Below are 21,436 nucleotides of genomic sequence, written 5' to 3'. Positions count from 1 at the left end.
CCCCCGACGGAGGAAGCCGCTGTGACCGAAAACGAGATCCTTCTCGGCCTCGCCCTGACGGTGGTGCTCGCCACCGGCTCGCAGATCCTGGCGAACAAACTGCGCGTCCCGGCCCTGATCGTCCTGCTCCCCGTGGGCTTCGCCGCCGGCGCGATGACGGACGTCATCCACCCGGACAAGCTGCTGGGGCCGGACTTCTCGGACCTGGTGTCGCTGTCGGTCGCCGTGATCCTCTACGACGCCGGTCTGGGACTCGACCTGCGCAAGCTCGCCCACCACAACCGGGGGATCGTGGGCAGGCTGCTCGTGTACGGCGTGCTGCTCACCGCCCTCGTCGTCTGGGCGGTGGCACCGGCGATGTTCGACATGGAACTGCGCGTGGCCGCGATGCTCGGTGTGATCCTCGTCGTCTCGGGGCCCACCGTCGTGGGGCCGATCCTCGACTTCGTGCGGCCGAGCGACAAGGTGCGTCGGATCCTGATCTGGGAGGGGACCCTCACCGACCCGATCGGCGCCATCCTCGGCGCGCTGACCTTCCACGCGGTGGCCTCGTCGAGCCACGTCGACATCGGCCGGGGATACCAACTGGGCCAGTTCCTCCTCAGCCTGGCCGTCGGGCTGGTCGGCGGGGTCGTGGGAGTCGCGCTGCTGTGGTTCACCCTGCGCACCCTCCGGCTCGGCGAGACCTTGGGGACGCTGGCGCAACTCGCCATCGTGATCGGCGTGTCGGCGGGATGCGACATCGTGCGCGACGACACGGGGCTCATCGCCGCGATCGTGGCGGGGCTGGCCGTCGCCAACATCCGCGGCTTCGACATGCCCGCGCGCAGGCCCTTCTTCGAGACGCTCGTCCAGCTGATCATCGGGCTGCTGTTCATCTCCATCTCCTCCACGGTCAGCCCGTCGTCCGTGGTGCCGGTGCTCCTTCCCGCGCTCGTCCTGATCGGGATCCTCGTCCTGGTGGTCCGGCCCCTCGTGGCCTGGGGCGCGGCGGCGCGTACGGATCTCTCACGAGGGGAGCGCGCCTTCATCGGATGGATGGACCCACGCGGCATCGTCGCGGCGTCCACGGCATCGGCCTTCTCCTCCGGCCTGGTCGAGCGGGGGGTGACCGGAGCGGCGAAGATCCTTCCGGTGACCTTCCTGGTGATCGTGGGAACCGTTCTGCTGTACGCGCTGACGGCGGCGCCGGTGGCCAGACGGCTGGGCGTCGTCAAGGCGGCGGGTACGCGGGTGCTCCTGGTGGGCGGCGAACCTTGGGTGGTCGACCTCGGCAGGGTCCTGCGCTCCGCCGGCCTCGAAGTGATGATGTGGGCGGGACTCGACGAGGAGCGGGAGAGGATCAAGGGAGCGGGTGTCGACCTGGCCAAGGGCGATCTGCTGGCCACGGCCATCAACCCCGGCGCGCGGCTGGAGGGCGTGACCGCGGTGTTCCTGGCCACCGACGACGACGACTTCAACGCCCTCGCCTCGATCGTGATGCAGGACAACGTCGACGGGCCCGTCTACCGGGTGGGGCCGCCTCACGACAGTCACGGCGTGGTCGCTCCGTACACCGGCGCCAACATCCTCTTCGGCCGCTCCCTGGTGCGCCACGTCCTCGCGGAGCGCTACGCGCGGGGCGCCCGGTTCGTGGTGCAGCCGGCCACCGACCCGCTGCCGCCCGAGCACGACACGCTTTTCGTGGTGCGGGCCGACCACCAGCTGGATCCGGTCACGGAGAGGCGGGAGAACGCACCACGGGACGGGGACGCTCTCGTCCTCCTCGGGCCCGCGCCTAACGTTCCTCCCGGAGAATCGAGTCCAGGGTGATCGCCGCGTCGATCAGCGCCAGGTGCGTGAACGCCTGGGGGAAGTTGCCCAGCTGCCGGCCCGTCAGATCGATCTCCTCGGAGTACAGGCCCAGGTGGTTGGCGTACGTGAGCATCTTCTCCAGCACCAGCCTGGCCATGTCGGTACGTCCGGCCCGTGCCAGGGCGTCGACGTACATGAACGTACACAGGGAGAACGTTCCCTCGGAGCCACGCAGCCCGTCGGGGGACGCCTCGGGGTTGTAGCGGTAGACGAGGCTGTCGCTGACCAGCTCCCGGTCCATCGCGTCCAGGGTGGACTTCCACATCGGGTCGTCCGGCGTGATGAAGCCGACCGTCGGCATGCGCAGCAGCGCCGAGTCGAGCACGTCGTCGCCGTAGTGCTGGACAAAGGCCTTCTTCCCCGTGTCCCACCCCCGGTCATAGACCTGTGCGTAGATCTCGTCCCGTGCGTCCGCCCACCGCCCGCCGGCCGCGGGACGGCCGTCGTCGTGCGCGATCCGCAGGGCGCGGTCGAAGGCCACCCAGGACATCACGCGACCGTAGGTGAAGTCCTTCCGGCCGCCGCGTGTCTCCCAGAGCCCTTCGCCGGGCTGGTCCCAGTGGTCGACCAGCCAGTCGAGCAGGGTGTGCAGGGCCTTCCAGCCCCCGTGGTCGAGGTGCATGCCGTGCTCGTGCGCGAAGTAGATGCTGTCGAGCGCCTCACCGTAGATGTCCAGCTGGAGCTGGCTCGCGGCCCCGTTGCCGATGCGGACCGGGGCGGAGCCGCGGTACCCCTCCCAGTGGTCCAGGGTCTCCTCGACGAGGTCGGCGGAGCCGTCGACCCGGTACATGATGTTCAGCGGCCCGGTACCGTTCCCCTGGCCGGCTTCCTGCTTCACGCGGTCGTGCAGCCAGTTGATGAAGGCGGACGCCTCTTCCGTGAAACCCAGGCCCAGCAGGGCGTACACCGAGAACGAGGCGTCGCGGATCCAGGTGAACCGGTAGTCCCAGTTGCGCTCTCCGCCGAGTTGCTCGGGGAGTCCCGCCGTGGGGGCGGCGACCAGGGCCCCGGTCGGCGCGTACGTCATGAGCTTCAGCGTCACGGCGGAACGTTCCACCGCCTCCCGCCAGCGGCCGGTGTAGGTGGACTGTCCCAGCCACGAACGCCAGAAGCGCACGGTCTCGTCGAAGAGCCGCTCGAACTCCTCAACACGGACCTCGTGCGGGGGCCCTCCGGGGGAGGACTCCATGACCAGGCCGCGCTGCTGCCCCGCTCGCAGGCTCAGGGAGAAGCGCAAGTCGTTGTCGTCGACCGAGAGGACGTTCAGCAGCCGTTCGTCCTGCGGCTCACGGACGGCGTGGACGGCGAGGTCCAGGCCCTCCGAGGTGAACAGGGCCCCGTGCTCCGTGAGGTGCAGCTCGTGCGGCTTGCGGCCGTAGTCGAAGCGCGGAGCGATCTCTCCTTCGAAGGTCATGCTGCCGCGGACACAGCGCAGCATGCGGACGATACGGTGCCGGTCGGTCGCGGTCGTTCCGGTCACCGGCATGAAGTCGACGACCTCCCCCGCCCCGGCCTCGGTCATGAAGCGCGTCACCAGAACGGCGGTGTCCGGGTGGTAGAGCTGTTTGGTCGTGTACGTGTCCGCCACCGGCCGCACGGTGAAGTGGCCGCCCTTGCTCCGGTCGAGCAGGGCGCCGAAGACACTGGGCGAGTCGAACCGCGGACAACAGAACCAGTCGATCGTCGCATCGGTCGTCACGAGGGCCGCGGTCTGCAGATCACCGATCAGACCGTGGTCCTCGATCAGGGGATAGCCGTCCATGGTGACCCCTTTCAGCCCCGTTCGACCGCACTCGGGGCGCCATCACGCCCCGGACGAGGTGGACCGGGGCGGCACCCGATCAGCTTAGGCCGACGACAGCGGGCCGTCCTGGCGAGGGCGTCGCCCAGGTGGTGGCGGTGCTGCCGCTGCGCCGGTCCGGGAAGCGCCCTACCGTGAGGTGATGGCGGTCCCGTCGAGCGAGCCCCTCTCCTGTGCCTCAAGAGCACCTGATTCCTCCGGTGAAGGGGGTGTGGCGTGGGTGTCATGACGTCCTGGGCGGACAGGTTCAGGTTGCGGCAATACGTCAAGGCGAGCCTGTGGATCGTGCCGATGATCGGTCTCGTCCTCGGCGGCCTGCTCGCCGAGCTCGCCCTCGCCGCCGAAGGCACGGATTGGCCCAGCGGCTGGCACTACTCCGCCACGACGGCGAGCGGGGTGCTCACCGCCATCGTGGGCGCGATGGTGGCGCTGCTCGGGTTCGTCGTCACCATCGGCGTGCTGGTGGTGCAGCAGGCCACGGGAACCCTCTCCCCCCGCTACATGCGCCTCTGGTACCGGGACCGGCTGCAGAAGGCGGTGCTGGCGACCTTCACGGGGACGTTCGCGTTCGCCTTCTCCCTGCTGCGCAGCGTCGAGTCCACGTCGGTCCCCGACCTCGGGGTCACCCTGGCCGGCGGGTCGGTGGCCGTCAGCCTCGTGCTCCTGCTGATCTACCTCAACCGGTTCACCCACCGTCTGCGACCGGTTGCCATCGCGGAGCTGGTCGCGGGCATGGGAGAGTCCGTCTTCACGAGCGGCGCCGCCGCGATCCGGGGCGCCGCGCCGCGCGAAGCCGAAGCTTTGCCGTCCGACGGTCCGGTGGTGCGCATCCGCACCGTACGGGGTGGCGCCATCCAGGCCTTCGACGTGCGGGGGATGGTCGCGGAGGCGGCGCGACACGACTGCGTCTTCGTCGTGACCCGGCTGATCGGGGACTTCGTACCGCCCGGCACCGTGCTCGTCGAGGCCCACGGGGGCGCGTCCCGACCGGACCCGGTCCGGGTGGCCGGTCTCGTCGCCCTCGGGGCCGAGCGCACCATCGATCAGGACCCCGCCTTCGCTCTGAGGGTCCTCGTCGACATCGCCATCCGGGCGCTGTCCCCGGCGGTGAACGACCCCACGACGGCCGTACAGGTGATCAACTACATCGAGTGGTTCCTGCACACGGTCGGCACGACGCACCTCCCCGGTCGTTTCGTTCTGGCCGACGCTCACGGGGACGCCCGGCTCGTGCTACCGGGGCGTGACTGGGACAGCTACCTTCAGCTCGCCGTCTGCGAGATCATGGAGTACGGAAGCTCGTCCGTGCAGATCTGCCGACGGCTCCGGGCCATGCTCGAAGGCCTGCTCGAGGACCTGCCACCGCAGCAACACCCCGGGGTGCAGGCGCAGTTGAGCCTGCTGCAGGAGTCGGTCGAGCGGGCGTTCACCGATCCGGCCCGCCGGGCCATCGCCCAGCGGGCCGACCTCCAGGGCATCGGCGGGCAGTCCTTCTCCTGAGGCCCCCACCCATCGGTTCTCCAGGTCGGCCACCGTGCGCCGAGACGCCCATGGGAGCGAGCCGCCCTGGAGTCGGCCGCTGGAGGACCGTGTCCTTCCGGTCGCCGCGCAGTCCGGTTCCCTCCACGTCACCCGTTCGGCGGACTCGCCGCGCGGCGGGCGGACGGCCCTCATAGCGTCGGGCCCGAACGGGGTTCGCCGTAGCACCTGGGAGAAGCCGATGACGCAAGAGTCGACGGAGAAGCTGGCCACCGAGGCATGGCTCTATGGGTACCCGCTGGTCACAGCGGCCATGACGAAGCACGCCATGACGGCGGTTCCGGCCCGGGACGACCCGCGCCGGAAGGCCCCGGTCAACCAGTTCTGCTACATGCGCACCACCCCGGACGCGTCCTTCACCGAGGTCGTCTCGCCGAACGCCGACACCCTGTACTCCAGTGCCTGGCTCGATCTGTCCGACCAGCCCCTGGTGCTGGCTCTGCCCGAGTTCGGCGACCGATTCTGGATGGTCCCGATCCTGGACGCCTGGTCCGATGTCTGCGCCGTCGTCGGCCGACGCAAGAACGGCCCGTCCGCCGGCCCGTTCCTGATCGCCGGGCCGTCCTGGTCGGGACCGGTCCCGTCCGGCCTGACCCTGCTGAAGTCCCCCACCGCCGTGAACTGGATCATCGCCCGGTACGCGACGAGCGGCCCGTCGGACTTCCCGTCGGTCAACCGGCTCCAGGACGGCACGCGGCTGATTCCGCTGTCGGAGTGGACCGGCGACCCCGGTGACTACACCCCTCCGACCGACGTCCCCGTTCCCACCGGCGCCGACACCACGACGCCGCCCGTCGACAGGGTCCACGCTCTCAGCGGCCGCGAGTACTTCACCCTCCTCAACCAGATGATGGTGGACAACCCTCCCGACCCTGCCGACGCCCCGTTCCTGGGCGGCATCGCCAAACTCGGCATCGCACCCGGCGCGAGCCTGGACGACCTGTCCGCCGAGGAGCTCGCCATCCTGGACGCGGGTGCGCAGCGCGGCCCGGAGACCCTGCGCGCTCTGATCGCCCGGGCGGAGTCCGCGAGCGCCGGTGGGTGGACCGTGCACCGTGGCCTGGGTGACTACGGAACCGACTACGCCCAGCGCGCGGTCATCACCCGGTTCGGGTACGGAGCCAACCTCGACGCCGACGCCCTGTACCCGCACGCCACCACGGACGCCGACGGCCGGCCTCTCGACGGTGCCCATACCTACGTACTGCACTTCGCTGCCGGGGAGACCCCGCCCGTCGACGGCTTCTGGTCCCTCACGATGATGAACGAGCGTCAGCTCTTCGCCGACAACCCGCTGAACCGCTATGCGATCGGCGACCGCAGCGGCATGCGGACCAACCCCGACGGCTCCCTGGACATCTACGTCCAGCACGACAACCCCGGCCCCGACCGTGAGAGCAACTGGCTACCCGCACCCGAGGGCGGCTTCAACGTCTTCCTGCGCCTGTACTGGCCCCAGCAGCCCGCCCTCACCGGCGACTGGACCCCGCCGGCACTGCGACGCACCGACTGACCCGCAAAAGGGGCGGCCGGCCGGCACTTCACCGTCGTGGGCCGCCCCGGTCAGGCGCCGGGCCGGGAGACGAAGACCCGTTCCAGCAGGGCGTACAGGGAGTCCCGGTCCTCGTGGCCGAGTCTGTCCAGGCCGTCCTGCGTGGTGCGCATCTTCGCGCGGATCGCGTCGGTGACACGCTCACCCTCAGCGGTGAGGATGACGTTCTTGACGCGCCGGTCGAACGCGCCGGCTTCGCGGCGTACGAGGCCGCGCTTCTCCAGCCGGTCGATGATCCCGGTCATGTTGGAGGCGTCGCACGTCATGGTCTCGGCCAGAGCGCGCATCGCGGCGGGCCCCCGCCGCAACACGGTCAGCGCCTTACCCTGGCTCGCCGTGAGGTTCTCGCTCGCCGCCGCGACGGTGAAGTCGCCGTAATAGACGCCGAGCGACACCGAGAGCAGCTCCATGAGCTGGGCCGTGTCGACGGGCGCTGCTGTGCGGCGAGCTTCTGTCATGGGAGCCACTCTACCGCGAGAAACTTGACTACCTCAAATATCTACCTCTACCTTCCTTCCATTGCGTGAAGTTCTCAAGCATCAAGGTTGTCAAGTAAAGCTATGAGGAGCGCCCCTGTGACCGTCACCGAGTCCCCCGCCTCCCGCGCGGCCGAGATACTGTCCCGGCCCGTGGCCCTGAACGGCCTGACCGTCCCGAACCGCATCGCGATGGCGCCGATGACGCGCATGTACTCCCCCGGCGGCGTTCCCGGCGAGGACGTGCGGTCGTACTACGCCCGCCGCGCCGCCGCCGGCGTGGGGCTGATCGTCACCGAGGGCACCTACGTCGGCCACGAGTCGGCGGGACAGAGTGACCGTGTGCCGCGGTTCCACGGCGAGGAGCAGCTGGCGGGATGGGCGAAGGTCGCCGAGGACGTGCACGCGGCGGGCGGCACGATCGTGCCGCAGCTGTGGCACATCGGCATGGTGCGCAAGCAGGGGCAGGCCCCCTACGCCGACGCCCCGGCCATGGGCCCCTCCGGCATCCGCCCCGACGGCACCGAGGGCACGGGCAAGGCGATGACCCAGAGCGACCTGGACGATGTCATCGGGGCCTTCGCCGAGGCCGCCGCAGCAGCCGAGCGCATCGGCTTCGACGGCGTCGAACTGCACGGCGCCCACGGCTACCTCCTCGACCAGTTCCTGTGGGCGGGGACGAACCGCCGTACCGACGAGTACGGCGGCGACCCCGTGGCCCGTACGAAGTTCGCGGCCGAGATCGTGGCCGCGGTGCGCGCGGCCGTCTCGCCCGACTTCCCGGTGATCTTCCGCTACTCGCAGTGGAAGCAGGACGCCTATGACGCGCGGCTCGCCGAGACCCCGGAGGAGCTGGAGGCGATCCTGACCCCGCTGGCCGCGGCCGGCGTCGACGCATTCCACGCCTCCACCCGCCGCCACTGGATCCCCGAGTTCGACGGCTCGGACCTGAATCTGGCGGGCTGGACCAAGAAGCTCACCGGCAGGCCCACGATCACCGTCGGCTCGGTCGGCCTCGACGGCGACTTCATCCACGCCTTCGCGGGCGAGGGCGCGCCGGTTCAGGGCATCGACGACCTCCTCGACCGCCTGGAGCGCGACGAGTTCGACATGGTCGCCGTCGGCCGCGCGCTGCTCCAGGACCCGGAGTGGGCGGCGAAGGTCCTCGCGGGCCGGACCGACGAACTGAAGCCGTACGACGCGGCCGCGGTGAAGACGCTGAGCTGAGGGCTGTCCCGTGGATGCGCGTCCGTCCGGCCGCGCGCGGCCGGACCCGGCGGCCGCTGCCGTCGGCGCGCACCCGGGGCTCGCGCAACCCTCGGCTCAGCGGGGCCTGATGGCGGCCGACCCGTCCGGTGGCCGAGGGTCACCACGGCCTGGCCGCCACGACCGGGGGAACGACGCGTGTGACCCGGCGGGGACACGCCGCAAAACATGGGGGCTCAAGGCTTTGAGGCCGGGTGCGTGGCTACATTGCCAGGGTGAGCACACGCGGGTCCCGGGGGCCCTACGCCAAGACCGCTGCCAGGCGACAGAAGATCCTCGATGCCGCCCTCGCGGCGTATGCCGAGGCGGGGAGCAGGGGGGTGTCCGTACGGGACATCGCCCAGCGGGTGGGGATGACCGACGCCGGGGTACTGCACCACTTCGGCAGCCGTGAAGCCCTGCTCACCGCGGTGATCGAAGCGCGGGACATCGCGGCCCAGGAGGTGCACACCCCGGAGACCGTGCTGTGGCGTACCGAGGCGCTCGTCGAGAACGCCGCCACACCCGGGCTCGTCAAGCTCTTCCTGGACATCGCGGCGGCGGCCGCCGACCCGGACCACCCCGGCCACACGTTCTTCACCGAGCGCTACCGGGGGCTGCGCGAGCAGATCGCGGCCCTGCTCCTTGCCGGTCCGCCCCCTGGGCTCAGGTCCGCCGGCCCCATGTCCCGCTGTGACGCGGACTGGGGCGCCCGCGTCCTGCTGGCGGCGACCGACGGCCTGCAGATCCAGTGGCTGCTCGAGCCGTCGATCGACATGGCCGGGGACCTCGGACGCCTGCGGGAGGTGGTGCTGGACGCCCTGGAACGCGAGCGTCGCACCAGCGGGGAAGGCGACGGGCCGGATTCCGGTCCTCAGCCGAGTGTGTAGTCCGCGCCCTGCGGTTCCGGCTCGCCCTCGGTGCCGGGAGCCACGGTCACGGCCACCCGCGTCCCGCGTGCCGTCCGTACGACGGCGCAGTCCAGGGCGTAGGCGCGGACGAGGCCCAGGCCTCGGCCGGAGCACGCGTCCATGTCGTCGCCGGGCAGGCGCGGGCGTCGGGGGCGCCACCGGCCGGTGTCCTGGACCTGGACGGCGAGCGTTCGCCTCGTGGTCGTGAGGAGGACGGCGACATCGAGGCTGCCGCTGTGCCGCACGACGTTGGTGACGAGCTCGGTCACGATGACGGCCAGGGCCTCGTCGGCGTGGCCGTCGAGGCTCCAGTGGCGTGCCGTGTCCCGGGCGAAGCGACGCAGCAGCGGCACCGCCTCGGTGGTCGCCGGCATGACGCACAGGGCGCGCCGGGTGCCCAGGCCCGGCTGGTGAGGGATGGCGTCCAGGGAACCGCTTCGCGGGAGGCTCTGCGCGGTGGCGGCGGAGGAGGAGGCGATGGACATGGGGGCTCCTATGCGCCTGGTGTGGGGGGCGGGGCGCGGTGGACGACTCGCGGCCGTCCGGTTCTGCCACGGTAAGTCCGAAAACCTTGCATGTCTAGGGTTTCACCTCGCATGGCACTGCGCCTCCGGCCGTGGGGGGAGCCGGAGGCGCAGGTCAGGGCAGTACGGGCGTCAGCCGGTGGGTGTCCAGCGCTGGCTCGCGGAGCCCGAGCACGTGGCGAGTTCCAGCTTGGTGCCGTTGGCGGTGCCGGATCCGACCGGTGCGAGGCAGCGGCCGCCGCTGGTCACGCTCGACTGGGCGCCGAGCTGCCACTCCTGGCTCGCCGAACCGTTGCACGGCTGCACCGTGACGGTCGTGCCCGAGCCGTCGAGGCAGACGCCGTCCTTGCCGGTGAGCGTGCCGGCGGCCGTGAACGTCCAGCGCTGGTTGGTCCCGCCGTGGCAGGTGTACAGCGCGGGTTCCGTGCCGGCGGTCGTGGAGCTGTACGGCAGGTCGACGCAGCTCGCCGAAGCCCCGTTCACGAGGGTGACGTTCGCCGGGAGCGGGGTGGCCCTTCCGGTGGCGGAGATCTCGGCCGCGAGCGAGTCGCCGGACATGAACTGACCGCTGGTCTGGTTGCCGCGGGCGACGGGGTCGTCCGGGTATTCCAGGACCATCGCGCGGACGGTGGGCGTGCCGGTCTCGGTGGCGACGCGGCTCGCCGAGTACAGGTACGGCATCATCCGCATCTTCAGCTTGAGGTACTTGCGGTTGATGGAGAGATACGGGTCGGAGAACCGCCAGGGCTGCTTGTCCTGGTAGCCGGCCTCCGGGCCCGTGGCGCCCCAGCCGGACATCGTCATGAAGGCCGGAGTGAGAGCCTTCCACTGGAGGTCGCGGACGTATGTCTTCGGGCTGCCCTGGAAGATGCCGTCGACGTCGCCGGAGGCGTAGTTGAGGGCGGACAGTCCGGCGCCGGTGATGGCGGGGACGTGCCAGCGCATGGCGTCCCAGGTGCCGGAGGTGTCGCCGGTCCACACGACGGCGTTGCGCTGGGTGCCGGCCCAGCCGTCGACGGTCCAGACGTAGCGGCGGGCGTCGGAGTTCTTCTCGATGCCGTCGACCGCCTGCCGCACACCGTCGAAGGCGTACTTGTAGCCGCCGCCGATCCACGCCGCGTCGGTCTTCACGCCCCGGGAGCCGGCGGTGCCGACCTCGGTGCCGATGTTCGACAGGCCGGTCGAGGTCCACGGACCCGTCTGGAAGCCCTTGGACTTCAGCGCGTCGACCGTGCTCTTCAACGGGGTGGTGTAGCCGCAGCCGTAGCCGTCGTTGGGCAGGAACCAGCCCGAGGGCATGTCCGCCGCGCGGGCGTCGGTGGCGTAACCGACCACGTCGGGCGTGGTCTGGTGGCGCAGCCGGTTGTGGTCGCCGGTGTAGTCGGGGGTTGGACGCGTTCCAGCAGTCCGCGTTGCCGAGCTCGAAGCCCCGTGCGGGTGCCAGGAACGGCTTGCCGGTGACGTCCGTGTAGGCCGTCCAGGACGCCCTTGAGGGAGTCGCCGACGAAGTACCAGGCGTCGAAGCGGCTCTCGTTGTGCGTGAACGTGCCGGGCGCGCCGAAGGTGTACATGCCGGGTGCCCAGGTGTTGCGCATGACGCCGTAGCCGTTGGTGGACGTGTAGAACGGCGCCGGGCTGGCGTTGGTGTTCTCCTTCCACGTGTTGGCCACCGAGACCGGGACGGTCTTGCCGCGCAGCGCCCACTCTCCGAGCCTCAGACCGGTGCCGTAGAACTGCTCGTCGGCGCCCTGGGTGAGGTACTGGCTGGTCTGGGTGCCGGTCCAAAATAGGGGCTGGGACTCGGACCAGACGAGCGTGGTGTTGTCGACGCGGTAGACGGAGAAGCGCAGGGGCGACTTGTCGACCCGGATGTTCAGCGCGGGGGTGGCGATCCGGAAGTAGGAGCCGGCGTCGGTCGCGGCTACGGCACCGAGGCATCGATCCCGACACTGCAGTACAAAGTGCTACCTGAGGCCGCCCCCTGACAGTGCGTGGGTGTCAGCCCTTGGGGGCCCAGGGGATCGTGGGAGGTTCGGGGCCCTCCAGGGCGTTGCGGAGCTTTTCCTTCAGGGTTTTGGGCGGGGCCGGCTTCTCTTCGTGTGTGTGGACGAGGCGGGCTGTGGTCACGCGTACGTGGCACTCGCGATGGTGCTGCTCGAGCAGGACCAGCCAAGCACCGTCCGGGGCGAGGAAGGCGCGGCGGGCCGGGGTGTCGCCGGGTCGCGCGTGTCGGGCCAGGACGGCAGGCACGTAGTTGAGAGCGGCGTCCTCGGCGACGGCCAGCGCCTGCGTCTGCGTGCCGCTGACCCGATGGGTGGCCACCAGGGTCCAACGGTGCAGTTTCAGCTCGACCCCGTCGGCGCGTTTGGTCACACGGGTGTCCTCCTCGATGAGGACGTACCAGTCATCAGCCATGCAGGGAGCCTAACCACCGTGCCCTGCCTGAGGCGGATGGGCTCTCTCTGCAGGGGCTGGGAGGTCGAGGTTCCTGGCGGGGGAACAGGAGTTGCCGAGCGGCGACGGGTGGGACGGTCACGCCATCCCATCGGTCCGGGGTCTGCGGGGACACCAGAGCGGTGTTCCATGATGGTCGACGATCAGGTGGTGCTCGGAGCCGGGGCGGGCGCGGTCGACGGGTGAGGGACCGACGTGATCCCGAGGGCCTGTCACGATGGGTTCCGTGAGCGCACAGGGTGAACTGAACGGCAAGGATTCCGGCGGGGCGGGGCGGGAGCGGCGGTGGCGGCGCGATCCGGAGCGCACCCACGCGGTGCTGGTGGACGCGCTCCTGGAGCTGGTCGCCGAGGGTGAGCAGGAGCCTCCCCGCAGGGCGATCGCCGAGCGGGCCGGGGTGTCCGAGCGGACGGTGTTCGTGCATTTCGCCGATCGTGAGGCGCTGTACGTCGCCGCTGCCGAGCGGCAGGCGGAACGGTGGCGGGCGCTGGCCGAGCCGGTGCCGCCCGAGTGGCCGACGGCACGCAAGGTCCGGGTGCTGGTGGCTCAGCGCGGCCGGATGTACGAGGTGATGACGCCGATCCGCAAGGTGGGGCTGGGACTTGAGCCGACGTCAGAGGGGCTTCGCCTGGTGATGGCGCGGGGAGACGCCTGGTTCCGCGAGGATCTGGCCGCGATCTTCGCGCCGGAGCTGCGGCGGGTGCCGCGGGCGCGGCGGCCCGGGGGGCTGCTGGACGCTCTGGAGGCCACCTCTTCCTGGGCGGCCTGGGATCACCTGCGTACCAGGCGTGGGCTGGACATGCCGGCCGCCGGTTCGGCGATCCGGCGAACCCTTCAGGCGTTGCTGGACGCCGTGGCGAACTGAGCGCCGGTCGAGCGGCGCGGGCGCCTGCGCAGACCCTTGACTCGTATTGCAGTCCTACTGCAATAGTGACCTGGTGCGGCGCGGTCACGGACACGGCCGGTGAGCGTGCAGGCGTGCCGACGGGAAGGGTGTGTACTGCAATGACCTCGATGGACCGGCGCGGCTTTGTTGCCGCAGCGGTGGGCGCCGCGGCGGCCGCCGTATCGCTGAACCCGCAGACCGCTGAGGCACTCTCCGGACACCACCGCCCCGGAACACCGTCGCCGACACGTACCGACGGGCTGCCCTACGACGATGAAGCCGACTTCGCCGACGCGGACCGGGGGTTCATCGCCGCGTTCACCGAGGGGCCGATCACCACCACCACAGGACGGGTTGCCTGGGACCCCGGCGCGTACCGCTTCCTCGCCGATGCCGAGGCCGCGGGCGGCTCGCCCGACAGTGTCGACCCGAGCCTGTGGCGGCAGGCCAGGCTCCTGTCCCGTCAGGGGCTCTACGAGGTCACCGACCGCATCTACCAGGTCCGCGGCCTCGACCTGTCCAACATGACGATCGTCGAGGGCGACACCGGCATCATCGTCATCGACCCGCTGATCTCCGTCGAGACCGCTGCCGCCGCGCTCCGGCTCTATCGCGGCCATCGCGGTGACCGCCCGGTCAAGGCGATGGTCTACACCCACCCTCATGTCGACCACTTCGGCGGCTGCCGTGGTGTCCTGCCCGACGGCGCCGGCGACGTACCGGTCCTCGCCCCGCAGGGGTTCATGGAGCACGCGGTGAGCGAGAACGTCTACGCCGGCCCCGCCATGGCCCGCCGCGCCGCCTACATGTACGGCGCCAAGCTCCCCACCGGCGCCGCCGCCCAGGTCGGTTGCGGCCTTGGACTCACGGTCTCCCTCGGAACCGTCGCTCTGATCGCCCCCACGCAGTACATCGGCGCAACCGGTCAGGAGGTCACCCTCGACGGGGTCCGCATCCGTTTCCAGATGACGCCCGGGACCGAGTGCCAGGAGGAGATGAACTTCCTCTTTCCCGACCTGCGCGCGGTCTGCATGGCGGAGAACGCCACCCACACCATGCACAACATCCTCACCCTGCGCGGCGCGCAGGTCCGCGACGCCCACGCCTGGGCCGGATACCTGACCGAGTCCATCGGCCTCTACACCGGCGCGGCCGACGTGGCGTTCGCCTCCCACCACTGGCCCACCTGGGGCAACGAGAACATCGTCGCGCTGCTCACCCACCAGCGGGACCTCTACGGCTACCTGCACGATCAGACCGTCCGCCTGATCAACCAGGGCCTCACCGGGACCGAGATCGCGGAGACGTTCCGGCTTCCGCCCCAGCTGGAGCGGGTGTGGGCCAACCGTGGCTACTACGGCTCCCTCAGTCACAACGTCAAGGCGGTCTACCAGCGCTACATGGGCTGGTTCGACGGCAACCCCGCGCACCTGTGGGAGCACCCGCCGGCCGAAGAGGCCCGACGCTGGGTCGAGTCCCTCGGTGGCCAGGCCGCCGTACGCGCCCGCGCCCGGCACTACGCCGACGGGGGCGACCTGCGGTTCGCCGTCACCCTGCTCAATCACGCCGTCTTCAACGACCCGGACGACGCCAAGGCCAAGCGCCAGCTCGCCGGCCTCTACGCCCGTCTCGGCCAGGCCGCCGAGAACGCGGTCTGGCGCAACTTCTACCTCACGGGCGCCCAGGAGCTCACCCACGGCGTCACGGCCAGTACCAGCGCCACCCTCGGTCCCGACATGTACCTCGCCCTCACCGTCGGGCAACTCATCGACGGCCTCGCCGTCCGTGTCGACGGACCGAAGGCCTGGTCACTGCGCATCGCCCTCGACTGGCACATCGGCGACCAGTACTGGCACTTGCGCCTGGCCAACGGACTGCTCACCTGGACCACCGACAGCGATCCCGCCCCGGACGCGGGCCTGACCATGACGATGACGAAACCCCAGCTCCTCGCCCTGCTCGCCGGCAAGGGAACCGCCGGCATCACCATGAACGGCGATGCCGAACTGCTGCCCCGTCTCCTGTCCGTCCTGGACGCCCCCGACACGGACTTCCCGATCGTCACGCCCTGAGGTCGCGGTGGATCCCGGCGCCGACGGGACGGCGCCTGGATCCTGGCACCCCATGCTGCGCTCGCGCGGGCCTGGGGTCACCGCTCCGTCGCGAGGCGGGTGAGGGGGTACGGGCGGCGGGTTCGTCGCGGGCCTGGCGGTAGGCGTTGCCTGCCCACAGATGCGGGGTAGCCGAGCGGGGCGGTCGGCCTGCCCCACCCGGACATCGTCCGGGCGCTCCAGGACGCGGGCCGCCTCGACCGGCGGCCGGCGGCCACTCGGACCGCTCTGCCCTTGCGCGACAACCGTTCTGCCAGCCGCGGCCACCGCCACCGTACGGATGAACCGGCTTCAGCCGTGTCACCACCACTCGGCACGGTTCCTGAGCCTCCACCTCCACGGCGACAGGCCACTGAGCACCTACAGTAGCCGTCTGCGATCGAAGGGTGACACCACGTGTCCCTCTCACCTCGTCGGAGTCGCCATGGCCTCGCGCTCACCCTCACCCAGCCCACGCCGCTCCAGGGTGTCGCTCCTGCCGGTCCTGATTCCCCTTGCGGTCCTGATCGTGGTGGCGGTGTCCGTCGGGTCCCGGCTGCAATTGACCGAGCGGCAGGCAAACGACACGGTCCACACGGCCGGATCCCGAGCCGCCGACCGGGTGGACGTGGAGGCCGTCGTCCAGAGCGTCGACGCCGCGGCCAGAGAGCTCGTCCTGCGGGTCAGGGTCATCCCCCGTGGGGCTCTCGGTGAGGAGGAGGGGACCGCCCCGGTGGACGATCTCAGCCTCCAGACCTCCGTGGCGACCCTCAGCGATCTGGAGTTCAAGGCGCACGCGCGGCTCGCCCCCAAGGACGTGCAGGTCGCGATCACGGGTGGATCGATCGGCGACTACCCGTTCGACACCTACGGGACGGACATCGAGTTCTGGGCACTGCTGGGTGGCAAGGAGGTGCCGGTCCGAATGCTCTTCTCCAACAACGACACGCGCTTCTCCGTCTCCGCGACGCCCCCGGCCTCCGGGCAGGACGCCGTCGTCGAACTGTGGCTGTCCCGATCGACCAGCCTGCTGGTCTTCGCGGTCTTCATGATGGTCGTGATGTGGGCGCTGGCATCGTCCGTGCTCCTCGGAGCCTGGTACCTGACGACCCGTGGCGAGGGTGTGACCTGGCCCGCCCTCGCCTGGATGGCGGCCACGCTGTTCGCTCTCTCGGCGTTCCGCAACACGGCTCCCGGCACACCCCCGATCGGCTGCGTGATGGACTGGTTCGCCTTCTTCTGGGCCGAGACCGTCATCGCCCTGTGCCTGATCGCCGCGGTCACCACCGGCGTCCGCGTCGCCATCCGCTCAGAGGGCGCCCACCGTACCTAGGAATCGCCCGAGCCCGATGGCCTGCGGGCTGCGTTTGCCGCCCCCATGCTGCGAGGCGATCCGCCGCGGGTCGGCCCAGCGGAAGCCGGCCGAGGAGATGGGCCTCCAGCCGCTCCCGAACGACCAGCACCTCCCCCGCCACCGCCCAAAGTCCCAGGCGGGCATGGAGAGCAGAACATCCTCCGCTACCTCAGCCGCCTGCACAGTAGGGGCGCGGCCCACCGCAGCGTCTGCCCCGTGCAGGGCCGACGTACGAGAAAGGCAAACCCACGCATCTGCGGTAGTTCCACTGGCCCAGCCGCTACACCCCGCACACGGACCAGGAAGCTCCCATGAACCATCCCCGCGTACGCGCACGGCTCAGGGCCCTCGCGATGTTCCTCGGGCGCGAGACCGTTGGTCTCCCCGAACTGGCAGCACCGCGCGACGCGGTCGTCGAAGCCACCCTCCCTGAACCCACACTCCGCCGCGCCGCACCGACCGGTCCGTGAACCTGACCGATGGTCAGGGACCACGACTGTGATGTCAGTCCGCTGAAGTATCCTTCCCGCCACCGCACACCGACCGGGAGGACCAAGAGAATTGTCTGGCCTGTCCGCTTTCCCGCTGCCCTTTCATGCTTCGCGTTCCATATCGTTCGCGACACCCCGAACGCTGCGCGAACTCCAGATGATGGAGTGCAGCGCACACATTCGGGCGAAGGCGGGGTGGTTCGACAAGATGAACGATGCCGACATCGTCGCCAGGTGGACCCAGGAGGCAATCGCCCAGGGCCTCACCGAAGCGCAGGTTCGTTACGTGCTTGCCGAACTCGTGCATTACGCGGCGCTGCGAGACGAGCGAACCGGCGTCGAGGTGTCCGCCGTCGATGGGGTGTGGCAGTCGGACACGCTGATCGACGACAAGCTCAGGTCTCGGCTGCGCGAGGCGGTCCAGGTTCTGGAACAGGTCCCCGAAGCAGAGAAGGACTGGCATCCCGGATCCGACGGGCAGGTACTGGATCTGGTTCACCCCTCACTGTTCTGCCTGGTGAGTGAGGTGAGCGGCGCGCCCGAGCGGGCTTGGCAGAACCCGACGGACCACTACTCGAAGCATGAGTTCTCGGAGAGGTTCCAGTGGCTGCCCACGGACATCGACATCAGTGACGACGGCGACGTCGCCTTCCGCTCGTACGTCAACAACGTCCACCCCGAGACTCATCACGAACTGGCCTCCGTCCTCCCGGACTTGTTCGCGCGCATGCGCCCGCTCCTGGAGAACGTGCTCACCGATCTGCGCCACCCGCGGCCCCTGCGGATCGAGGCCGATCCCTTCGGGTGGTACGACTCGGAGCCTGAGTATCCGGACAAGGCCTCCTACAGTGATGACGAGGCTTACGTAGAAGCCCGTCGCGCATGGGAAGAGGCCCAGGACGACTGGTGGGAGAACCGCCGCCCGGTCATCCCGGACGCCCCGGTCTTCACCCCGCCCGAGTTGCCCGAGGCATCCGCCCGAGTCGACCTGCGCGGCCGCCGTCTTCAGGTCATCGTCAAGCTCGCCACCATTCATCTCACCCCGGACAAGCCCGAGTACCCCGGTGGTTCCTGGCACGTCGAGGGGATGATGAACGAGCGGATCGTCTCGACCGGCATCTACTACTGGGACAGCGAGAACATCACCGAAAGCCGGCTGAGCTTCCGGGCGGCACTCGACGACCCGGATTACGAGCAGAACGACGACAACGGTCTGCGTGAGGTGTACGGACTGGAGGACGAAGACGCGCTGAACCAGCTCCTGGGATCGGCATCGACCCCAGCGGGCCGCTGCCTGGCGTTCCCGAACATCCTGCAGCACCGCGTCGGCCCGTTCCGCCTCTCGGACGCCACCCGCCCGGGATACCGCAAGATCCTCGCGTTCTTCCTGGTCGACCCGTCGGAGAGGATCGTCTCGACATCCGATGTGCCACCGCAGCAACCGTGGTCCGACACCTCGACCATGACGCTCGAACAGGCCAAGGACTTCCGCGAACAGCTCATGCAGGAGCGCAAGTTCTTCATCGACGAACACAATGAGCAGCTCTACGAACGAGAATTCTCCCTCTGCGAGCACTGAACCTCATTCATCCCCCACACGCACAGGCCAGGAGGCTGGGTTGGCTGTTCGCCGCGGTGGGAGTGGTTGAGCGGCTGGCGCCGGACGGATTATGGGAGTTGTTCCAGCGGGTGGTGCCGGAGACGCCGTCGCGGCCGCAGGGTGGTGGCCTGCGTCGGCACGGCGATCGGGAGGTTCTGGCGGCGATCGTGTTCGCAGCGACGTCGGGCTGCACGTGGTAGCAGCTGCCCGCGGCGTCGTTCGGGCCGTCCGGTGCGACGGCCCACCGCCGGTTCACCGAGTGGACGAAGGCCGGGGTATGGGCCAAGCTCCACCGCCTGGTCCTCGACGCACTCGGTGCCCGCGGCCACCTGGATTGGTCCCGTTGTGCGATCGACTCGGTGAACATGCGGGCCCTGAAAAGGGGGACCTCACGAATCCGAATCCTGTCGACCGGGGCAAATACGGTTCGAAGATCCATCTGATCACCGAGCGGACCGGTCTTCCCCTGTCCGTCGGCATCTCTGGCGCCAACGTCCACGACAGCCAGGCCCTGATCCCGCCTGTGAAGGCGCATTCCCCCGATCCGGTCCCGCCGAGGACCTCGCCGACGCAAGCCCGGCAAGCCCGCCGACAAGGGCTACGACTACCGCCACCTGCGGCAATGGCTGGCACGGCGAGGCATCCGGCCCCGCATCGCCCGCCAGAGGCGTCGAGACCTCACAGCGGCTCGGACGACACCGCTGGACCATCGAACAGACCATGGCCTGGCTCGCCGGCTGCCGCCGACAACACCGCCGCCACGAACGCATGGCCGAGCACTTCCGCACCTCCACCAGCCTCGCCTGCACCCTCAGCTGCTACTGAAACTTGAACGGGTGATGTCGGGGCCGTCCGCCTGACGGCGGCTGATCCGCTCCGGTAGCCCTGGACCGTGAGATACGCGCAGGGCGGCGGTTTGACCGACGCCGGGAGGGCCGTGAGGGAGCGGGTCCGGCTGCAGGCCGTGGAACGCTTCGAGACTGGCAGAAGAACAGGGAGATCGCTGCCGCGCTGCGGGTCAGCGAGCGGTCCGTGGAGCGGTGGCGCCGCCAGTGGCGCGAGCGCGGCGAAGCGGGGGTCCTGTCGATGGCTGCTCGCCGGTGGTCCGGGTCCGTGGCCGGGGGCTCGGGCCGGGTGTCCATGGCCGGGCTGACCTGCAATATGCCGGGGAAGCGGTCAGGGATGTTCTACTCGGTCCGCGAGTAACGGGGCCCGCAAGGACGAGGCGAAGGGCATCGGCTGGCACGACCTGCGCGACCTGCTGGTCAGAGCGCACATCCAGCTCGGCAGCCCGATCGTGCTGGTCTGGGACGACCTGCGCATGCACCTGGTCGAGCCACTGCGCGAGTTCATCGCCGACCACGCGGAGTGGCTCACAGTCTTTCAGCTTCCGAGTTACTCACCAGACTTGAACCCGGAGGAGGGCATCTGGTCGCTGGTCAAGCGCGACATCGGCAACCTCGCCGCGGCCGACCTCGGCCAGATCACCCGGGCCGTCAAGCGCAAGCTCAAGATGTTGCAGTACCGGCCGGAGGTCATCGACGGCTGCCTCGCCGGCCACCGGCCTGGCCCTGGACGCGTGAACGCAATGGCTGGCCGATCGGCGATTGGCCGGCACGGTCAAGTCAAAAGTTGCTGGTCAGCTACGGTGACGGAATGACCGAGAGCCTGCCTGCCGACGTAGCCGACGTGCTCGCGGCAGTCCTGAACACGGACAGTCCGGCTCATGTCGCGCTCCGAAAGCAGGTTCCGTACCTCAGCGTGCGAGGTCGGTGCACATGCGGGTGCGGAACCGCCTATTTCGAACTCGACACCAGCAAGGCGGAGCCCGCGCCCACTGGTCCCAGCACTGTCGTGGCGGCCGAAGCGCAGCTCGTCACCGAGGCTGGCGAGCGCCCCGGCGAGGTCCTGGTCTTCACGCAAGGCGGCTACCTGTCGTGGCTGGAAGTCTGTTCATGGAGCGACGACGTCGAGGTGACCCTGGCTGCCGCGCGTCGCTGGCTGCAGACACGCCCTTGATCTCGAACGGCCAGAGTTCAGCGGTCTCTGCGACACGACCGACATCACGAGTTCACGTTCAGTACCGCAGACTCACAACGACTCCACGCGTTGTGAAAGCTGCGCCATCATGGCCAGCGTGAGCAAAGCGACTGTGCTTGAGGCCGTAGCACGCCTGTACCAAGAGTTCATGAGATTTCCCTTTCCTCCCAGATTGGCTGGCGCGGACCGGGCCGGCTTCGACCTGGTGTTGCTGGACTCAAACACCGCGGCCTGGGTTTCTATCTGGATCAAGAACGGCGGCGAGCTCGATGCGCGAGGTCGAAGCGGTCTGCTTCGCTGCATCGCCCGCCTGGACCGGGTCATACCTGTGCTCAGTGAAACGGACCACCCTGATTACTGGCACCACCTGCACGAGATGGCTCGCCTTGTCGCGGATTCCCCACAGGTAGCCACCAAATGAAGTGACCTCCAAAGCGTGTTACGAGAGGCTGCGGTCGGGCATTTCCCTTGCATGGGTGGGGTGCTGAAGGCTGAGCCGTTGTAGGTGGGGACGTTCCCCGGGCTGCGGCTGCGGCAGTTCGGAACCTGGCACCGCTTCTTTAGACGTCATCTCATTTCGTAAGTCTGTGCAACGATTCGTCGGTCAGTAGGAGGCCAC

General features: G+C 69.5%; 18 protein-coding genes and 3 pseudogenes. 14 read left to right on the top strand and 7 right to left on the bottom strand.

The window, feature by feature from the left end; genetic code table 11:
• Window positions 1–21: 21 nt before the first annotated feature.
• Window positions 22–1,812, top strand: a complete 1,791-nt coding sequence (locus ACN9M0_RS38895) for a cation:proton antiporter (protein ID WP_366042001.1) — start codon at window positions 22–24, stop codon at window positions 1,810–1,812.
• On the opposite strand, the gene ACN9M0_RS38890 is transcribed toward ACN9M0_RS38895, so the two are convergent.
• A complete protein-coding gene (locus tag ACN9M0_RS38890; protein ID WP_366042002.1) occupies window positions 1,778–3,616 on the bottom strand; it encodes a glycoside hydrolase family 15 protein in 1,839 nt (612 codons plus the stop codon). The two genes, ACN9M0_RS38895 and ACN9M0_RS38890, sit on opposite strands and share 35 nt — an antisense overlap.
• 264 nt (window positions 3,617–3,880) lie before the next feature.
• On the opposite strand from ACN9M0_RS38890, the gene ACN9M0_RS38885 reads away from it, so the two are divergent.
• Both ACN9M0_RS38885 and ACN9M0_RS38880 read left to right on the top strand, forming a co-directional pair.
• The gene (locus ACN9M0_RS38885) at window positions 3,881–5,155 is read left to right on the top strand and encodes a DUF2254 domain-containing protein (protein ID WP_426405398.1); all 1,275 of its coding nucleotides are present in this window, start codon (window positions 3,881–3,883) and stop codon (window positions 5,153–5,155) included.
• A gap of 220 nt (window positions 5,156–5,375) precedes the next feature.
• A complete protein-coding gene (locus ACN9M0_RS38880; protein ID WP_426405206.1) occupies window positions 5,376–6,707 on the top strand; it encodes a DUF1254 domain-containing protein in 1,332 nt (443 codons plus the stop codon).
• Window positions 6,708–6,757: 50 nt separating this feature from the next.
• On the opposite strand, the gene ACN9M0_RS38875 is transcribed toward ACN9M0_RS38880, so the two are convergent.
• Window positions 6,758–7,204, bottom strand: coding sequence for a MarR family winged helix-turn-helix transcriptional regulator (locus ACN9M0_RS38875; RefSeq protein ID WP_426405205.1), 447 nt, complete (start codon window positions 7,202–7,204; stop codon window positions 6,758–6,760).
• Window positions 7,205–7,321: 117 nt separating this feature from the next.
• Here ACN9M0_RS38875 and ACN9M0_RS38870 point away from each other — a divergent pair, with 117 nt between their 5' ends.
• Both ACN9M0_RS38870 and ACN9M0_RS38865 read left to right on the top strand, forming a co-directional pair.
• Window positions 7,322–8,449: an NADH:flavin oxidoreductase gene (locus ACN9M0_RS38870; RefSeq protein ID WP_426405204.1), complete on the top strand. Its 1,128-nt coding sequence runs from the start codon at window positions 7,322–7,324 to the stop codon at window positions 8,447–8,449.
• A gap of 254 nt (window positions 8,450–8,703) precedes the next feature.
• On the top strand, window positions 8,704–9,357 hold the full coding sequence (locus ACN9M0_RS38865; protein ID WP_399694719.1) for a TetR/AcrR family transcriptional regulator: 654 nt from the start codon (window positions 8,704–8,706) through the stop codon (window positions 9,355–9,357).
• Here ACN9M0_RS38865 and ACN9M0_RS38860 read toward each other — a convergent pair.
• The 5 genes and pseudogenes from ACN9M0_RS38860 to ACN9M0_RS38840 form a co-directional block, all read right to left on the bottom strand.
• Window positions 9,342–9,863: an ATP-binding protein gene (locus tag ACN9M0_RS38860; protein ID WP_366041187.1), complete on the bottom strand. Its 522-nt coding sequence runs from the start codon at window positions 9,861–9,863 to the stop codon at window positions 9,342–9,344. The two genes, ACN9M0_RS38865 and ACN9M0_RS38860, sit on opposite strands and share 16 nt — an antisense overlap.
• A gap of 171 nt (window positions 9,864–10,034) precedes the next feature.
• On the bottom strand, window positions 10,035–11,237 hold the full coding sequence (locus ACN9M0_RS38855) for a TIM-barrel domain-containing protein (RefSeq protein WP_426405203.1): 1,203 nt from the start codon (window positions 11,235–11,237) through the stop codon (window positions 10,035–10,037).
• Complete coding sequence (locus ACN9M0_RS38850; RefSeq protein WP_426405397.1) at window positions 11,141–11,773, bottom strand: hypothetical protein; 633 nt, start codon at window positions 11,771–11,773, stop codon at window positions 11,141–11,143. The genes ACN9M0_RS38855 and ACN9M0_RS38850 overlap by 97 nt, the downstream gene beginning before the upstream one ends.
• Before the next feature lie 127 nt (window positions 11,774–11,900).
• Window positions 11,901–12,317 (bottom strand): hypothetical protein, encoded by a 417-nt coding sequence (locus tag ACN9M0_RS38845; protein ID WP_366041189.1) that lies wholly within the window; start codon window positions 12,315–12,317, stop codon window positions 11,901–11,903.
• 156 nt (window positions 12,318–12,473) lie between these two features.
• Window positions 12,474–12,557 (bottom strand): annotated as a pseudogene (locus ACN9M0_RS38840) (IS5/IS1182 family transposase); the annotation flags it as partial.
• 25 nt (window positions 12,558–12,582) lie between these two features.
• Here ACN9M0_RS38840 and ACN9M0_RS38835 point away from each other — a divergent pair.
• From ACN9M0_RS38835 to ACN9M0_RS38795, 9 genes and pseudogenes are all read left to right on the top strand, one after another.
• Window positions 12,583–13,221 (top strand): TetR/AcrR family transcriptional regulator, encoded by a 639-nt coding sequence (locus tag ACN9M0_RS38835; protein ID WP_366041190.1) that lies wholly within the window; start codon window positions 12,583–12,585, stop codon window positions 13,219–13,221.
• A 140-nt stretch (window positions 13,222–13,361) separates the two neighbouring features.
• Window positions 13,362–15,314, top strand: a complete 1,953-nt coding sequence (locus ACN9M0_RS38830; protein WP_426405202.1) for an alkyl/aryl-sulfatase — start codon at window positions 13,362–13,364, stop codon at window positions 15,312–15,314.
• A 556-nt stretch (window positions 15,315–15,870) separates the two neighbouring features.
• Entirely contained in the window at window positions 15,871–16,665 is a 795-nt protein-coding gene (locus ACN9M0_RS38825) for a DUF4436 family protein (protein WP_399694724.1), read from the top strand.
• 332 nt (window positions 16,666–16,997) lie between these two features.
• A complete protein-coding gene (locus tag ACN9M0_RS38820; RefSeq protein ID WP_426405201.1) occupies window positions 16,998–17,156 on the top strand; it encodes a hypothetical protein in 159 nt (52 codons plus the stop codon).
• A 91-nt stretch (window positions 17,157–17,247) separates the two neighbouring features.
• The gene (locus ACN9M0_RS38815; protein WP_426405200.1) at window positions 17,248–18,756 is read left to right on the top strand and encodes a DUF4246 domain-containing protein; all 1,509 of its coding nucleotides are present in this window, start codon (window positions 17,248–17,250) and stop codon (window positions 18,754–18,756) included.
• Window positions 18,757–18,812: 56 nt separating this feature from the next.
• Window positions 18,813–19,602: pseudogene (locus ACN9M0_RS38810) on the top strand (IS5 family transposase).
• Between the two features lie 67 nt (window positions 19,603–19,669).
• Window positions 19,670–20,360, top strand: a pseudogene (locus ACN9M0_RS38805) (transposase).
• A 73-nt stretch (window positions 20,361–20,433) separates the two neighbouring features.
• Window positions 20,434–20,796, top strand: a complete 363-nt coding sequence (locus tag ACN9M0_RS38800; protein WP_426405199.1) for a hypothetical protein — start codon at window positions 20,434–20,436, stop codon at window positions 20,794–20,796.
• Window positions 20,797–20,914: 118 nt separating this feature from the next.
• Window positions 20,915–21,238, top strand: a complete 324-nt coding sequence (locus ACN9M0_RS38795; RefSeq protein WP_426405198.1) for a hypothetical protein — start codon at window positions 20,915–20,917, stop codon at window positions 21,236–21,238.
• Window positions 21,239–21,436: the final 198 nt, after the last annotated feature.

The sequence above is a fragment of the Streptomyces sp. R-07 genome (assembly GCF_049913175.1).
Lineage (GTDB): Bacteria > Actinomycetota > Actinomycetes > Streptomycetales > Streptomycetaceae > Streptomyces.
Note: the sequence above shows the minus strand (reverse complement) of the source record. Positions and strands in the feature narration are given on the sequence as shown.

Coding starts and splice junctions, on each gene's coding strand:
- ACN9M0_RS38800 (WP_426405199.1), top strand. CDS start 20,434: ATGACCGAGAGCCTGCCTGCCGACGTAGCCGACGTGCTCGCGGCAGTC.
- ACN9M0_RS38875 (WP_426405205.1), bottom strand. CDS start 7,204: ATGACAGAAGCTCGCCGCACAGCAGCGCCCGTCGACACGGCCCAGCTC.
- ACN9M0_RS38890 (WP_366042002.1), bottom strand. CDS start 3,616: ATGGACGGCTATCCCCTGATCGAGGACCACGGTCTGATCGGTGATCTG.
- ACN9M0_RS38845 (WP_366041189.1), bottom strand. CDS start 12,317: ATGGCTGATGACTGGTACGTCCTCATCGAGGAGGACACCCGTGTGACC.
- ACN9M0_RS38860 (WP_366041187.1), bottom strand. CDS start 9,863: ATGTCCATCGCCTCCTCCTCCGCCGCCACCGCGCAGAGCCTCCCGCGA.
- ACN9M0_RS38820 (WP_426405201.1), top strand. CDS start 16,998: ATGAACCATCCCCGCGTACGCGCACGGCTCAGGGCCCTCGCGATGTTC.
- ACN9M0_RS38830 (WP_426405202.1), top strand. CDS start 13,362: ATGACCTCGATGGACCGGCGCGGCTTTGTTGCCGCAGCGGTGGGCGCC.
- ACN9M0_RS38885 (WP_426405398.1), top strand. CDS start 3,881: ATGACGTCCTGGGCGGACAGGTTCAGGTTGCGGCAATACGTCAAGGCG.
- ACN9M0_RS38880 (WP_426405206.1), top strand. CDS start 5,376: ATGACGCAAGAGTCGACGGAGAAGCTGGCCACCGAGGCATGGCTCTAT.